The following is a 15474-nucleotide window of genomic DNA, read 5'->3' as shown; positions in this document are numbered from 1 at the left end:
GAAATTGTAGGGCCAGAAGCGTTTGGTGGCAGCGCACTGATTTTTAGGTGGTAAAAGAAGCATCGGCCAGATCTGGATTGTTGGGGCTAGAAGCGTTTGATGGAAGCGCACTGATTTTTAGGTGGTAAAAGAAGCATCAGCCAAATTCAATTTCAGTTTCAAAATGATAATCGTCCCTAACACCATAATTTAAAGATTAATTTTACCTTTGCAGCCTGAATTTTTTATCAAAAAACAGTTTGGCAAACTTCAACCTGAGTATAAAAAATTGGCCTGCAATATTAAATGCACGAAACTGATCAATGGATTTCAGAGCACAAATAGATAAAGCAAAATTGCCCAAACACGTGGCTATTATTATGGATGGCAACGGGCGATGGGCAAAAGGCAAAGGCAAATTGCGCGTGTTTGGCCACCACAACGGTGTTTTGGCGGTGCGCGATGTGGTAGAAGGCGCGGGCGAACTGGGCATTGCTTATTTAACTTTATATACTTTTTCTTCGGAAAACTGGAACCGGCCGAAATACGAAGTTACCGCCATTATGGAACTGCTGATCTCCACCATCAACAAAGAAATCAAGAAACTGATGGAAAACAATGTGCGTTTAAATGCGATCGGCGATCTCGACATGCTGCCCGGAAAGTGCCACCAGGAACTGCAAAATGCCATTGATAAAACTTCGGCCAACACAGGTTTGATTTTAACACTGGCTTTAAGCTACAGTTCGAGAAGGGAAATTGTAGGCGCAGCCCGAAAACTGGCCGAAAAGGTGGAAAAAGGCGAACTGAAAGCAGCAGACATCAACGAAGAACTGTTTGCAAAAGAACTACATACTTCTGAAATGCCAGACCCGGAACTGCTGATCAGAACGAGCGGCGAATACCGGATCAGCAACTATTTGTTATGGCAAATTGCTTATGCCGAACTTTATTTTACAGCAAAGTTATGGCCCGATTACCGCAAAGAAGATCTGTTTGAAGCCGTTTTAGATTACCAAACCCGCGAACGCCGTTTTGGCAAGACAAGCGAGCAAGTGAACTAAATTTTGATGTTTAACACTTTTTAACAACTGTTTAAATTACTTTAGCCTCCAAATCCTACGAATGAACAGGTACTTTATAGCTATAATTTTTTGTGCATTTTCTTCTGTTGCTTTGGCACAGGCAGTCCGGCAGCAAACGGCTACACCAATTTTGCCTGCAGACAGCCTGAGTTATCTTAACCCGAAAGAATTGACCGTTGGCACCGTTACCGTTACCGGATCGCAGTACCTGGACAAAGATGTGCTGATCAAAATCTCCCAGTTGAACAAAGGCGACAAAATAACCGTGCCGGGCGATGCAACCTCCAACGTGATTAAAAACCTGTGGCTGCAAGGATTGTTTGACGATGTGAAATTATTATATACGTTGCGCAACGATACCATCAATTTTGAGATCAATGTAAAAGAACGCCCACGCCTTTCAAAACTGAACATAAAAGGTTTGCGCAAAGGCGAGGTGGAAGACATACAGAAAAAACTGAAAGACAAAACCGGTAAAATTGTAAACGAAAACCTGATCAATACAACCACGGCGATTATCAAAAAGCATTTTGCCGAAAAAGGTTACCTCAACGCAACGGTTGACATTAAACAACGCAAGGACAATGGCGAAGCAAACAGCCTCATCCTGGATGCTTTTGTAGATAAAAAGACTAAAGTTAAGGTAAACAGTATTGTTTTTACAGGGAACAGTGCTTTTAAAGATGCCAAACTGAAAAAATACCTCAAAAAAACCAGGGAGAAAAAATGGTATAATGTTTTTGGTTCCAAGAAGTTTTTGCGCGACAAATACGAAGAAGACAAGCAAACCCTGGTTGCCAAAATGCAGGCCAACGGTTATCGCGATGCCGAGATTTTAAGTGATTCGGTTTGGAAACACGACGATAAAACGGTAAACATCAAAATCAAAGTTTACGAAGGCCCGAAGTATTATTTTGGTGATATTGTATGGTCAGGAAATGCCAAGTATCCAAGCAAGATCTTGAATACGCTTTTGAGGATTAAAAAAGGCGATGTTTTTAGCGAAGAGGAATTGAACAAGCGTTTAAGCGGTTCGTCAAACGGTGATGATATTTCTTCGCTTTATTTGAACGATGGTTATCTGACTTATCAAACCGATCCTGTTCAAAAACGCATCCACAACGATACCATTGATGTGGATTTGCGTGTTTATGAAGGCCCGCAATACACGATCAACAATGTGGTGATCAAAGGGAACGAAGTAACCAACGACAAGGTGATCCGCAGGGAAATCCGTACCAAGCCCGGCCAAAAATTTTCGAAAGAAGCCATTATAAGAAGTACACAGGCCATTACGCAGTTAGGTAATTTTGATGAGCAAAAGATTGACCCAAGGCCAACCAACATCAACCCGAACGATGGGACAGTTGATATTTTATACAATGTGGTAGAAAAACCTTCCGATCAAATCGAGCTTTCCGGTGGTTTTGGCGGCGGCAGTATTGTCGGGACGTTGGGTTTAACATTCAACAACTTTTCGTTGCGCAATATCTTCAACCTAAAAGCTTACAAACCATTGCCAAAAGGCGATGGCGAGAAATTAAGTTTGCGTGGCCAGGCAAACGGCAAAAACTACCAGAATTTTTCTTTTACGTATTCCGAGCCTTGGTTTGGCGGTAAAAAGCCGGTTAATTTTGGTATAACGGCTTACACACAATTGCAGTCAAACGGTTCGAATATTATTGGTTTTCAACGTAAAAAAGGTGATATAGATTATTATGGCATTACGATCAATGGTGTTTCGGCAACGATAGGCAAGCAACTGAGATGGCCGGACGATTATTTCAACTTGAGCCACACCTTGAGTTTTGACCACTATAACTTAGATCATTATCCCGGTTACCTGTTTGCAAACGGAAAATCTATCAACATTAAATTGACCGAAACATTCAGCCGTTATTCGTTGGATGCGCCAATTTACCCGACATCCGGTTCTAACATTCGTTTAACGGCACAATTAACGCCGCCCTATTCTTTGTTCAATAATGTAAATTATGCCATTGCAACGCCCGAAGAACGCTATCATTTTGTAGAGTATTACAAAGCCAAGTTCGAGGCGCAATGGTTCCAAAAAGTTTATGGCAAGCTGGTGTTGAAAGCACAAACGCAATTTGGCTTTTTAAGTTCGTACAACAAAGCAGTCGGTCAATCGCCTTTCGAACGTTTTAAATTAGGCGGCAGTGGTATGCAGAGTTACCAGTTTTTGCAAGGCTCGGAAATTATTGGTTTGCGGGGTTACGAAGACTTTCAAATTGTGCCTAACGGATCAAACATAAATATTGCAAGCAGTTCCGGCAGCCCGATTTTTGATAAATTTCAGTTGGAATTGCGGCATCCGGTTATTGCCAGCCAATCGGCAACCATCTTTTTGTTGGCTTTTACCGAAGGCGGAAATACCTGGAACTCGTTTAACGATTTTGCACCTTTTAACGTAAGGCGCTCGGCCGGTGTTGGCGCAAGGATATTCCTGCCGATATTTGGTTTGCTGGGCTTGGATTATGGTTACGGTTTCGATGCAATACCGGGTGCGCCAGCAGCTAATAAAGGCCATTTCCACTTTTCCATTGCACAAAGTTTAAGCGGGGCGTTTAACTAAATGATAGCCGATACTGTTTTTATCACCCTAAATCTTTCATCAAATTTAGATGTGCAAGATTTTCAAAAACATTATTTTGCGTAGTTTTGTAACATGAAGAAATTATTTCTAACATTATTGATACCTGTACTGGCCGTAACAGCCGCGTTTGCACAGCGTTTTGCTTATGTTGATTCTGAATATATTTTGAAGCACGTGCCCGAATATGCGTCTTCGCAAAAGCAGTTGGCTGCAATTTCAGATCAGTGGCAAAAAGAAACCGATGCCCGTTTTCAGGATATTGACCGCATGTACAAAGCTTACCAGGCCGACCAGGTGTTGATGACGGCCGACATGAAAAAACGACGCGAGAACGAAATTATTGACAAAGAAAAAGCCGCGAAAGATTTTCAACGCCAAAAATTCGGGCCGGACGGCGAACTGGCGCAACGCAGCACTGCACTGATTAAACCTGTGCAAGACCGTGTTGCAAAAGCCGTTCAAGCCATTGCCGAAAGCGAAAATTTGGACATGATCTTTGATAAAAACAGCGAAGTGATAATGCTTTATGCAAATCCGCGTTATGATAAAAGTGCGGCTGTAATCACCCGTTTGGGTTTAAAACCAGGCGTATTTGCCCAATAACAAAAAACACCTTATAAAAACAGTATATAAAAATCACCCTCAATAACAAAAATGAAAAAACTATTTAAAGTTGCTTTAGTTGCCGGCTGTTTATTTTTTGCAGGAAATGTTGCCCAGGCACAATCCAAAATCGGCCACATTGCTTTCAATCAATTAATTGATCAAATGCCTGAAACCAAAACAGTGCAAAAACAAATCCAGGATTACCAGAAAACTTTTGTTGACCAGTTAACAGCTTTAAACAATGAGCTGCAGACAAACGCACAAGGTTACGATGCCAAAAAAGCAACCATGACGGATGCAGCCCGTACAGCGAAAGAAGCTGAATTGCAAGATTCAAACAAACGCTTGCAGGATTTCCAGGCAAAAGCGCAACAACAAGTTGGCGACAAAACGCAACAATTATCAAAACCATTGTTGGACAAAGCGCGTGCTGCCGTACAAGCTGTAGCCAAAGAAAAAGGTTATACTTACGTAATTGATACTTCTCAAACCGAATTATTAGTTTCCCCGGAAGCAGACAATATGATGGCTGCCGTAAAAGCGAAATTAGGTTTAAAGTAACATACTTCTTTTATCCACTAAAAAGCGGTGTCTTGAGCTAAAAAAGACACCGCTTTTTTTATTTTAGCCGGATGCCAGCAAACCAGCCCATCGGTGTTTTTGATTCGGGAATTGGCGGATTGACCGTTGCCAACGCCATCAATAAATTGATGCCAAAAGAAGCATTGGTTTATTTTGGCGATACGGCGCATTTGCCTTACGGCGATAAATCACCCGAAGCCATCAAATATTACTCTTTGAAGATCGCGAAGTTTTTGATGGACGAAGGCTGTAAAGCAATTGTCATCGCCTGCAACACCGCATCTTCGTTGGCTTACCACGATTTGAAACTGTTTTTGGGAAACCAAATCCCGATTTACAGCGTGATTGACCCGGTGGTTGATTTTATGACCGCTACTGATCGGTTTCAAAATATCGGTGTCATTGCCACACGTGCTACGATCAAATCCAATATCTACGCGCAAAAAATCCAGCAGAAAAAACCAGGTTTAAACGTGCATTCCCTTGCCACGCCATTGTTGGTGCCGATGATTGAAGAAGGTTTTTTTAACGATCAAATCAGCAGTACGCTCATCCACACTTATCTTTCTGATCCTGTTTTGCAGGGAATTGACAGTTTGATTTTAGGCTGTACGCATTATCCATTAATCCGAAACGAGATTGCCGCTTATTATCATCCCGAAATAGCCATCGTTGATAATACCGAAATCGTTGCCCGTCATCTCTGGCAAGAACTGCAGCGAATGGATTTGTTAAACGAAGATGAACCCGCGCCGCACCGTTTCTACGTTTCTGATTATACCGATTCTTTTGAAAAAAGCACGCAGTTGTTTTTCGGCCAGCAAATCGGGTTAAACCTCCGTCAAATTTGGGATTAGCCTGACTCACCTCAATTCCTTTGCTTCCCGCAATCGTTCTAAATAAGTAAGTTTGCAGGCATAGTAAATCATTTGTTTTGAACCATTACCTCCTCAGCATTTTGGTTGCCCTGGCGCTGTTTACTTTTGTGGCGCTGTTTACCACGTTTGGCGTTTATGCCGAACGCAAGGTTTCCGCGTTTATCCAGGATAGGTTGGGGCCGATGGAAACCGGAAAATATGGTTCGTTGCAGGTTTTTGCAGATATGTTAAAGATGCTGCAAAAAGAACTGATCACGCCAAATGCAGCCGATAAAGTGCTTTTTGCGCTTGCACCAATCATCATTTTTGTAGCGGTTTATTTAGGTTTTGCCGCTTTGCCCTGGGCACCGGGTTTAATTCCAGCCAATATCAATGTTGGGATTTTTTATATCCTGGCCGTGCTTTCCATCGAAACGGTTGGGATTTTGATGGCCGGCTGGGGATCGAACAACAAGTATGCTTTGCTGGGCGCGATGCGTTCGGTGGCGCAAATTGTTTCGTATGAAATTCCGGCTGGCTTTGCCATTATTTCAGTCATCATGATTTCGCAGACGTTGGATTTGCAGGAAATTGCCAAACAACAAGGAATCCTTTCCGCGGAAAACACCAAATTTTTAGGATTTATACCGGTAAAAGAAGTAGGCGGGTTTTTAGCCTGGAACATCTTTCGTGCGCCTCATCTGATCGTTGCTTTCGTCATTTATTTTATTGCTTCATTAGCCGAAAGCAACCGTGCGCCGTTCGATATCCCGGAAGCAGAATCCGAATTGGTGGCTGGTTTTCACACCGAATACACCGGAATCCGTTTTGCGCTGGTTTTTCTGGCCGAATATTCCATGATGTTTTTGGTGTCCATGGTTGGCGTGATCCTGTTTCTGGGAGCCTGGAATACGCCGCTGCCAAACATCGGTGCCGTAAAATTAGCTGATTGGACGACCGGAAATATTTGGGGGATTGGCTGGATTTTTCTGAAATCGCTGCTTTTGATCGGATTGCAAATGTGGGTTCGGTGGACGTTGCCGCGTTTCCGTGTTGATCAATTGATGGATTTATGCTGGAAGGTTTTAACGCCGCTTGCCTTTTTGTGTATGCTGGTTTCGGGGATTTGGCGGTTGTGGTTGATGTAGAGACGTTGCCGATGTAGAGACGTTGCATGCAACGTCTCTACGGTAAAAATTAAAAATCAAAATGTTCAACAACATCATAAAAGGCATTAAATCAGCAGGAAAAGGCTTCAACCTCACCCTGAAACATTTTTTAGCTGCTAAAAACAGTAGGGAAGTGATAGGCATTCAGTCCGATAATTATTTTAAACAACAGGAAGGAAACGTTACCATCCAATACCCGCATCAAAAACTACCAGTCCCGGAAGTTGGCCGTTACCAGCTTTTTGTGGAAATGGAGGATTGTATTGTATGCGACTTGTGTGCGAAAATTTGTCCGGTTAATTGTATTGAAATCGAATCTATCAAAGCAACCGAAGCCATCGGGCAAACTTCCGATGGCACAACCAAACGTTTGTATGCGGCAAAGTTTGATATTGATATGGCCAAGTGCATGTACTGCGGTTTGTGCACCACGGTTTGCCCGACGGAATGTATCACGATGACCAACCAATACGATAAAAGTGTGGAAGAACTGGATTTGCTGACTTACCGTTTTTCGCCGATGAGCGAAGCAGAAGCCGAAGAAAAACGTTTAGAATTGGAGAAGCAGCAGGCCGAAAAGTTGGCGGCCAAACAAGCGGCCACACAAAAAAAACAGGGGTAAAAGAAGCATGGAGCAAGGCATTTTTATTTTTCTGGGTTTAACTACGGTTGCTTCGGCCTGGTTTGTGGCAGCAAGCCAAAATTTAGTGCGCTCGGTTTTTATGTTTTTTGTTACGCTTTTTGCCGTTGCCGGCTTGTACGTTTTTGCTCTGGCAGATTTTGTGGCCGTTACCCAGATCGTAATTTATGTAGGCGGCGTTTTGGTGCTGATGCTGTTCACGTTCATGCTGTCGAGCAAAGAAACTTTGGAGAAATTGGAGGAGAGCCGGCATCCGGTTTTTACGCTGAAACAGTTTCCGGCCTTGCTGGTGGCCGCGGCATTTTTGATTGTACTGGTGAATGCAATTTTCAAACTAAAACCAGATCAACTTCAATGGATCGCACAATCAACCAACAATACTTTTCGTCCGCAGGACAATACCGTTACCAATATCGGTACCAATTTAATGACCACTTATTTGCTGCCTTTTGAAGCGATTTCCATTTTGCTGATGATGGCGTTGATTGGTGCCGCGCATTTGGCCAGAAAGGAGCGTTCACTTGATTAACCTCCAAACTTTTATGCTGATTGGCGCGTGTTTATTTTCCGCCGGTTTGTACATGGTTTTGACTAAAAACAACGCCATCCAGGTTTTGATTGGGATTGAATTTATCATTAACGCCGCCGTTATCAATCTGATTGCGTTTGGAAAATACGACCGCTACCACAACAGCGGACAAATTTTTGCTTTGTTTGCCATCGTTCTGGCCGCTGCTGCAACCGCGGTTGCTTTGGCCATTATTTTGAATGTTTACCGAAGGTTTAAAACCATTGATCCCGGCAAGATTGACGAATTAAAAGATTAACAAAATTTGGAACCGATCCATACTTTACAAAACCATACACTCGAAATCCAACTTGCATTAATTGCCGTGCTGCTGCCTTTTGCTGCTTTTATCACCAATTTTATAGTGGTAAAAACAGCATCGGGCAAAACGGAAGGCTGGCTGGCCACTATTTGTATCTTGTTGAGTTTGATTAGTTCGGCTTTCCTTTTCTCAAAAATTTGGAACCGGGAACCTGTTCACCAACAAATCCTATGGTTTCAGATCGGCACCGTAAAAATCTTTGCCGGTTTGCTGCTCAATAACCTTTCGGTGCTGATGCTGGTTTTGGTCTCCGGTATCGCTTTGGCGGTACATTTTTATTCTTTGGCTTATATGGAAGGCGACCGGAATTTCCGCCGCTATTTCCGTTACCTCAGTTTTTTTTGCTTCGCGATGCTGGCTTTGGTGGTGGTTGATAATTTACTGTTGCTATACGCTTTTTGGGAGTTGGTCGGCTTTGCTTCCTACTTGTTAATCGGCTTTTGGTTTACGCGGGAAAAGGCAGTCCAGGCCAATAAAAAAGCTTTTATCATGAACCGGATTGGTGATATCGGTTTCTTGATCGGCATCATGATCCTGTTTGCACACTTCCAAACGTTTGACCTGCTGACACTTTTCAGCCATCCAAATAACTTTACAACTGCCGGAGGATTATCAGGAACCTGGTTAACCATTGCAGGATTGTGTTTTTTTCTCGGAGCGATGGCCAAATCGGCACAATTTCCGTTGCACACCTGGCTGCCCGATGCGATGGAAGGGCCAACTTCCGTTTCGGCCCTAATCCACGCGGCAACCATGGTCGCTGCTGGCGTTTTCTTGTTGGCGCGGGTTTATCCAATTTTTAATGCGGATGTAAAATTAATCATCACCATAACCGGCACTTTTACCGCTTTTATGGCGGCAACGATTGCCCTCACCCAAAACGATTTGAAAAAAATCCTGGCTTTTTCTACCATTTCGCAATTGGGTTTTATGGTTGCCGCAATGGGCATGGGCGCTTATGCTTCCGCTTTGTTCCACCTAACCACACATGCTTTTTTTAAGTGTCTTTTGTTTTTGTCGGCCGGCGTTATCATCCACGAAATGCAGCATTTAAAAGAAAAACTGCACTTAGAAATTGACCCACAGAACATTTTATACATGGGCGGTTTGCGCAAAGCTTTGCCGGTTACTTTTGTTACCTGCATTGTTGCAGGCTTGGCTTTGATCGGTTTGCCGCTTACTTCCGGCTATTTATCCAAAGACGGCATTTTGATCCAGGCTTTTGAGTGGGCAGAAGGCCGGTCTTTTTTCTACAAACTCATTCCCATTTCCATCTTAATCACCAGTTGGCTCACCGCTTTTTACATTGCCCGGCTGATGTTTAAAGTGTTTTGGGGCGAATCCAAGTTGAAGGAAATGGTTCCAACTTTCGAGCTGCATTTTTCCAAAGAAAACAATCTGTTCGCTTGGCCGATGCTGTTTTTAGCACTGTTTTCTTTGTTTCCCGTGTTTTCGCTCAACCCTTTGTTGTACGAGCAAAGCTGGCTTTTTAAAGGTTTTTTAACGGCAGATTACTTCGAACGCGAGAATTTGTACCATACTTTAATTCCTGCTGCGGTAAACATCATTACCATTCCGGTTATTTATTTAGCTTATTTGCAATATTTTAGGAAAAGTATCAACTGGTTTCCTGAAAGCGGCCTTCTGTTCCGCTTGTCTTACAACCAATGGTATATTGACCGGTTCTACCAAAATCATGTGGTAAAAACAGTAGTTTGGGTCAGCCAAAAATTGTATGCTTTTGATCGTTTAGTGATTGATGGCTTTGTAAACCTGCTGGCCAAAACCGGCCTGCTTTTTTCCGAAATCAGCAAATGGCTGGACCGCTACCTTGTTGATGGGCTGGTAAATTTTATCGCCTTCCGTGTCCGTGATATTGGTAGTTTTGCCCGGGGTTTTCAAACTGGCAAAGTGCAGCAATATTTGCTGGGCATGTTGCTGGTCATCCTCAGTATTTACCTTTTTAAAACGTTGATTTAGGTTGATGGACCACATACTTACACTGCTCATTTTTACGCCTTTACTGTTTGGGGTGATGCTTCTTTTACTGCCTGTTTCTTTGCGCAACAGCTTCAAGTACATCGCTTTGGCTGCAACTTTGGTTCAGGTTGTTTTAAGCGGATGGCTGTATTTTCATTTTCAAACCGGTGCTTCTTTTAGCGGCATAAATCATATAAACGAATATCAGTTTGCCGAAAAAGTAAGCTGGATCAGTTTAAATCTTGGTTCGCTGGGCAACATGCAAATTGATTATTTTGTCGGCGTTGACGGGCTTTCCATCGGCTTGCTGTTCATGTCATCCATCGTCATGGCGGTTGCCGTGCTGGCTTCCTGGGAAATCAAAACTAATTTAAAAGGTTTTTTTGCTTTGTTTTTATTGCTGGATACGGCCGTAATCGGTGTTTTTTGCGCGCTGGATTTTTTCCTGTTTTACATTTTTTACGAGTTGATGCTCCTGCCGCTTTACTTTTTGATCGGCATGTGGGGCGGCGTTCGGCGGGAGTATGCGGCCATCAAATTTTTTCTTTATACGTTGTTTGGCTCCGTTTTTATGTTGCTGGTGATGATCGGCCTGTACTTTTCCGTAACCGATCCTGCAACCGGAAACCATACATTCAACATCGTCCACATGATGAACCCGGCCAATTATGCACAGGGTTCTATCTTTTCCGCGCATCAAACTTTATTCGGATTCCCTGCGCGTTCGCTGGCTTTTGTGGTGCTGTTTATCGCTTTTGCCATCAAAGTTCCGGTCGTTCCGCTGCACCCCTGGCTGCCCGATGCACACGTAGAAGCGCCAACTGCTGTTTCCATTATTCTTGCCGGTGTTTTGCTGAAAGTGGGCGGTTACGGGATCCTGCGCATTTGTTTCAGTATTTTCCCGGAAGTGGCAACCGCAGGTGCTTTCTGGCTGGGTTTGCTCGGCGTCATTTCAATTTTATACGGTGCTTTAAATGCGCTGGCACAAACAGATTTAAAACGTTTGATCGCTTATTCTTCCATTTCGCACATGGGTTTTGTTTTGCTGGGGGTGGCCTCTCAAACCACCGAAGGCATCAGCGGCGCGGTAATGCAAATGCTGAGCCACGGTTTTTTATCGGCGATGCTGTTCTTTTTGGTTGGCGTAATTTATACCCGCGTTCACGACCGTTATATTTATAATTTTCGGGGTTTAGCTTCGCTAATGCCGCAATTCACCGTATTTGTGCTGATCGCGTTTTTTGCCTCGCTTGGTTTGCCAGGCTTTTCTGCTTTTATGGGCGAAGCTTTTGTGTTGATCGGTGCTTTTACTTCATCTTTGGTAAACGGATTATTGCCCAGTTGGATGGCCATTTGCGGTTCCATCGGAATTTTGCTGAGTGCCGCTTATTTTTTATGGACGCTGCAACGCATGTTTTTTGGCGAAACAAGATTAGCCGGTGGAGAAGCCTGGCGCACCGCTTTAACCGATGTCAACTTCCGCGAAAAAGCAGCTTTAATTCCGCTCGCTTTGATGGCTTTAACTATCGGCATTTTTCCTTCGCTGGTTTTCTCCAAAATCAACGATTCGGTTTTGGCTTTGGTTCATTTATTCAGATAGAAATTGTTTAAAATTTTTCCGGCTTTTTTTGAGTTGATGCTTCTTTTACCCTATAAAAATTGGTGCCTATACCGGCCTTGACAAATCAAAAACAAGGCAATCCCAATTTTTATAGGGTAAAAGAAGCATATTGTAAAGCATAGAAGAATAAGTTTAACAAGTCAGGGCAGGCATCATCGAACAAACACCGTATAAAACAATACGATATTTGAACTTCTAAATACAACAGCTTTGGCCTTTACAAAAAAGCTGGTTGAAATATTTCATGGATACCGTCCTGCTTTTGGAACAACAATAACCCGTCCCCTTTTTGACTATGACAAAAGCGGATTTGGCTATTTTTATTTATTAAATGTTGATGAATTTTACAGTAAGAAATTCATCAAATTAAAAATAGGGTATGAAAAAAATATTGGTAATTGGGGCATCGGGGTTTGTAGGAAAAAATTTAGCCCAACAATTGTTGGCAGATGGCTACACCGTCCGCTGTTTGGCCCGTAACCCATCCAAGGTTCAATTTTTGGCAGATGCGGGATGTGAAATAGTGCAAGGCGACATTTCAGACCTTGCATCCATACAAAATGCTGTAAAATCAGTTGATGCCGTTTATATTTCAGTACATACTATTTCTGCCCAACCTGCCAATACGGAAAGTAAGGGGTTTATGGATGTAGAAATGAGTGGCATACAAAACATTGTTGCGGCCTGTAAAATGTATAAAGTAAACAGGGTTATCTATGTTACATTTTTAGGTACTGATGCAAATGCTGACAGTGCCTGGATAAGGGGCCGCTGGCAAACAGAGCAGTACTTGCTAAAAAGCGGGCTTGACGCAACCATCATCCGGCCGGGGATGATTGTTGGGATAGGCGGCCAAGGTTATAATTCGGTTGTAGGCAATGCCAAAAGGAGGTTTGCCATGATTTTAGGCAACGGCAAACCAAAATTTCGTTCTATTGCCGTTACAGATTTGGCCTATTATCTTGTTGGCGTACTTAATGACCCCAGAACGTTTGGGCAAGCTTACGATGTGGGCGGCAAAGAGTTACTGACCATACCACAAATGGTTGACCTCGTTGCGGAAGTCCTTGGCCGTCCTCACCCCAAAAAAATTCACATCCCGGTATCACTCCTGGGTTTGTTCTCACCTTTAATTGAACGCATGGGCAAAATGCCAAAAGGCGCCATGAAAGGGCTTGTGGATAGCATAAAAGCTGATGCAATCGGCGACCCCTCGCCAATTATCGCAATCTTGCCTCGTCCTTTGCTTTCATTTAGGCAGGCTTCAGAAAAAGCCTTAGGATGACCAATTATCATCATAGCAATTCCATCAAAGTACAAGCATTAAACACCCTAATATTTTTTAGTTTACTATAAAAACTTTTAATCCCATGCGTATATTTTTGACAGGAGCCTCGGGCTTCATAGGCTCAGCTATCATTCCCGAATTGATTGGGGCAGGCCACCAAGTGCTTGGCCTTGCCCGTTCGGACGCGTCTGCAAAATCAATCATCGCTGCCGGTGCAGAAGTGCATTTGGGTTCACTTGATGATATTGAAAGCTTGAAAAGCGGGGCCGCCAAGTCAGACGGTGTTATCCATACTGCTTTTATCCACGCATTTTCAAACATCAGCATCGGCGCACGCCTTAAGGTTATTTTTGGCGGGCTTCCCAAAGGCATAGCTTCGCGTTTTATGTCAACTATTGCTGCCATGGACAGCAACGCTATCGCTGCCATGGGATCAGTACTTGCAGGTTCTGGCCGCCCGCTGGTCATTACTTCAGGAACCATGATATTACCTTTAGGCCGGCTGGTAAACGAAAATGACAAACCTGATCCAAAATCTCCTGCCGCGTATCGTATGCCCTCCGAAAATATTGCTTTTGAATTAGCTTCACAAGGTGTCAGATCTTCAATTGTGCGCCTTCCACCTACAGTGCATGGCGATGGTGATCATGGTTTCGTTCCAAGCCTGATAAAAATTGCACGCAAAAAAGGTGTTTCGGCATATGTAAACGAGGGGAAAAACCATTGGCCTGCCGTACACCGTTTGGATGCGGCCCGGCTTTTTAGGCTGGCACTTGAGAAAGGTACAGCAGGAACCGCCTATCATGGGGTTGCGGACGAAGGCATACCTTTTCATCAAATTGCCAGCATCATTGCAAAAAATTTGGACTTGCCGCTTGCGCCCCGACCCGAAAAACATTTTGGGTTTTTGGGAAGTATCGTTGCTGCCGATAACATGACATCAAGTGCCTTAACAAAACAAGCTTTAGGCTGGCAGCCAACACATTCGTCCCTCATTGCCGACCTTGACGACCATAACCGTTATTTTGAAAACCAATAGCCTGTTTAAAATTTGTTCGATCTGTTTTGGATGCTTCTTTTATCGCCCTAAAAATGGTGAACTTTGGTTGCTTTGATTGGGTTAAATCAAATGCAAACACCAATTTTTATACGATAAAAGAAGCATTGCACTTTTTCTGACAATAACCCAAACAGTATCTAAATTTGTAAAATGGAAAGCCCGCAATTACTTCGTTTAAAAACGATAAGCCAGTATCATCAGTTGATGGGTTTGCCAAAACCAGAGCACCCATTAATAAGTGTGGTAAATTTAAACGCGATTACGGAATTCCCTTTTGAAAAATCTATAAGCCTGGTATTTGATTTTTATAGCATCGCTCTAAAAACATGTTCAAATGTGAAGTATAAATACGGACAGCAGGATAGTGATTTTAACGAAGGCACCTTGTTTTTCATGTCGCCCGGCCAGGTGATTAAAATTGAGGTTGACAAAACAGAAGAGGCAAAAGTTTCAGGCTGGCTGTTATACATCCACCCTGATTTTATCTGGAATACCGCCCTGGCCAAAACAATCAAACAATACGAATTTTTTAATTATTCCGTCCATGAAGCTTTGCACCTTTCGAACAAAGAAGAAACGATAATTACAAGTATTTTACAAATAATCAAACAGGAATACCATTCTAACATTGATAAATTTACTCAAGGGATTATTATTACGCAATTAGAATCCTTGCTCAATTTTTCTGATCGGTTTTACAACAGGCAGTTTATCACCCGCAAAATTTCGAACCATAATATTTTAAACCATTTTGAAGAAATACTTACGGAATACTTCAATACGGATTCTCTCCAGGAAAAAGGGTTGCCAACTGTAAAATTCATTGCCGAAGCACTAAATACTTCAACCAATTATTTAAGTGGCGTGCTTAAAACCCTGACCGGGAAAAACGCGCAACAGCACATCCACGATAAGTTGATAGACAAGGCAAAAGAAAAATTATCAACCACCAGCTTTTCCATCAGTGAAATTGCTTATCAATTGGGCTTTGAGCATTCGCCGTCGTTTAGCAAACTGTTTAAAGCAAAAACAAACGTTTCGCCTTTGGAGTTTAGGCAATCTTTTAATTGACATTAATGTGGAGCAAGACGTGCATTGGT

14 protein-coding genes are annotated in these 15474 nt (G+C 42.9%); all 14 read left to right on the top strand.

Going from position 1 to position 15474, the window contains the following annotated elements; translation table 11 throughout:
• Positions 1 to 302: 302 nt before the first annotated feature.
• The 14 genes from V5804_RS15395 to V5804_RS15330 all read left to right on the top strand — a co-directional run bounded on the left by V5804_RS15395 (position 303) and on the right by V5804_RS15330 (position 15445).
• Entirely contained in the window at positions 303 to 1043 is a 741-nt protein-coding gene (locus V5804_RS15395) for an isoprenyl transferase (protein ID WP_369592290.1), read from the top strand.
• A gap of 61 nt (positions 1044 to 1104) precedes the next feature.
• Positions 1105 to 3660 (top strand): outer membrane protein assembly factor BamA, encoded by a 2556-nt coding sequence (gene bamA, locus V5804_RS15390; protein ID WP_369592289.1) that lies wholly within the window; start codon positions 1105 to 1107, stop codon positions 3658 to 3660.
• Between the two features lie 93 nt (positions 3661 to 3753).
• Positions 3754 to 4284 (top strand): OmpH family outer membrane protein, encoded by a 531-nt coding sequence (locus tag V5804_RS15385; RefSeq protein WP_369592288.1) that lies wholly within the window; start codon positions 3754 to 3756, stop codon positions 4282 to 4284.
• A gap of 51 nt (positions 4285 to 4335) precedes the next feature.
• Positions 4336 to 4848 (top strand): OmpH family outer membrane protein, encoded by a 513-nt coding sequence (locus V5804_RS15380; protein WP_369592287.1) that lies wholly within the window; start codon positions 4336 to 4338, stop codon positions 4846 to 4848.
• A 71-nt stretch (positions 4849 to 4919) separates the two neighbouring features.
• The gene (murI, locus tag V5804_RS15375; protein ID WP_369592286.1) at positions 4920 to 5726 is read left to right on the top strand and encodes a glutamate racemase; all 807 of its coding nucleotides are present in this window, start codon (positions 4920 to 4922) and stop codon (positions 5724 to 5726) included.
• 77 nt (positions 5727 to 5803) lie between these two features.
• Positions 5804 to 6874: an NADH-quinone oxidoreductase subunit NuoH gene (gene nuoH, locus V5804_RS15370; RefSeq protein WP_369592285.1), complete on the top strand. Its 1071-nt coding sequence runs from the start codon at positions 5804 to 5806 to the stop codon at positions 6872 to 6874.
• Between the two features lie 61 nt (positions 6875 to 6935).
• The gene (locus tag V5804_RS15365) at positions 6936 to 7517 is read left to right on the top strand and encodes a 4Fe-4S binding protein (protein WP_369592284.1); all 582 of its coding nucleotides are present in this window, start codon (positions 6936 to 6938) and stop codon (positions 7515 to 7517) included.
• A gap of 7 nt (positions 7518 to 7524) precedes the next feature.
• Entirely contained in the window at positions 7525 to 8064 is a 540-nt protein-coding gene (locus tag V5804_RS15360) for an NADH-quinone oxidoreductase subunit J (protein ID WP_369592283.1), read from the top strand.
• Positions 8057 to 8362: an NADH-quinone oxidoreductase subunit NuoK gene (gene nuoK, locus V5804_RS15355; protein ID WP_369592282.1), complete on the top strand. Its 306-nt coding sequence runs from the start codon at positions 8057 to 8059 to the stop codon at positions 8360 to 8362. The genes V5804_RS15360 and nuoK overlap by 8 nt, the downstream gene beginning before the upstream one ends.
• 6 nt (positions 8363 to 8368) lie before the next feature.
• A complete protein-coding gene (gene nuoL / locus V5804_RS15350) occupies positions 8369 to 10405 on the top strand; it encodes an NADH-quinone oxidoreductase subunit L (RefSeq protein ID WP_369592281.1) in 2037 nt (678 codons plus the stop codon).
• A gap of 4 nt (positions 10406 to 10409) precedes the next feature.
• Entirely contained in the window at positions 10410 to 12005 is a 1596-nt protein-coding gene (locus V5804_RS15345) for a NuoM family protein (RefSeq protein WP_369592280.1), read from the top strand.
• A gap of 400 nt (positions 12006 to 12405) precedes the next feature.
• A complete protein-coding gene (locus tag V5804_RS15340; protein ID WP_369592279.1) occupies positions 12406 to 13311 on the top strand; it encodes an SDR family oxidoreductase in 906 nt (301 codons plus the stop codon).
• An 85-nt stretch (positions 13312 to 13396) separates the two neighbouring features.
• Positions 13397 to 14353 (top strand): SDR family oxidoreductase, encoded by a 957-nt coding sequence (locus tag V5804_RS15335; protein ID WP_369592278.1) that lies wholly within the window; start codon positions 13397 to 13399, stop codon positions 14351 to 14353.
• 171 nt (positions 14354 to 14524) lie between these two features.
• A complete protein-coding gene (locus V5804_RS15330) occupies positions 14525 to 15445 on the top strand; it encodes an AraC family transcriptional regulator (RefSeq protein ID WP_369592277.1) in 921 nt (306 codons plus the stop codon).
• The last annotated feature ends 29 nt before the right edge of the window (positions 15446 to 15474 follow it).

The sequence above is a fragment of the Mucilaginibacter sp. genome (genome assembly GCF_041088075.1).
Lineage (GTDB): Bacteria > Bacteroidota > Bacteroidia > Sphingobacteriales > Sphingobacteriaceae > Mucilaginibacter_A.
The sequence above is the reverse complement of the archived record's forward strand: the minus strand, read 5'-3'. Positions and strand labels throughout refer to the sequence as shown.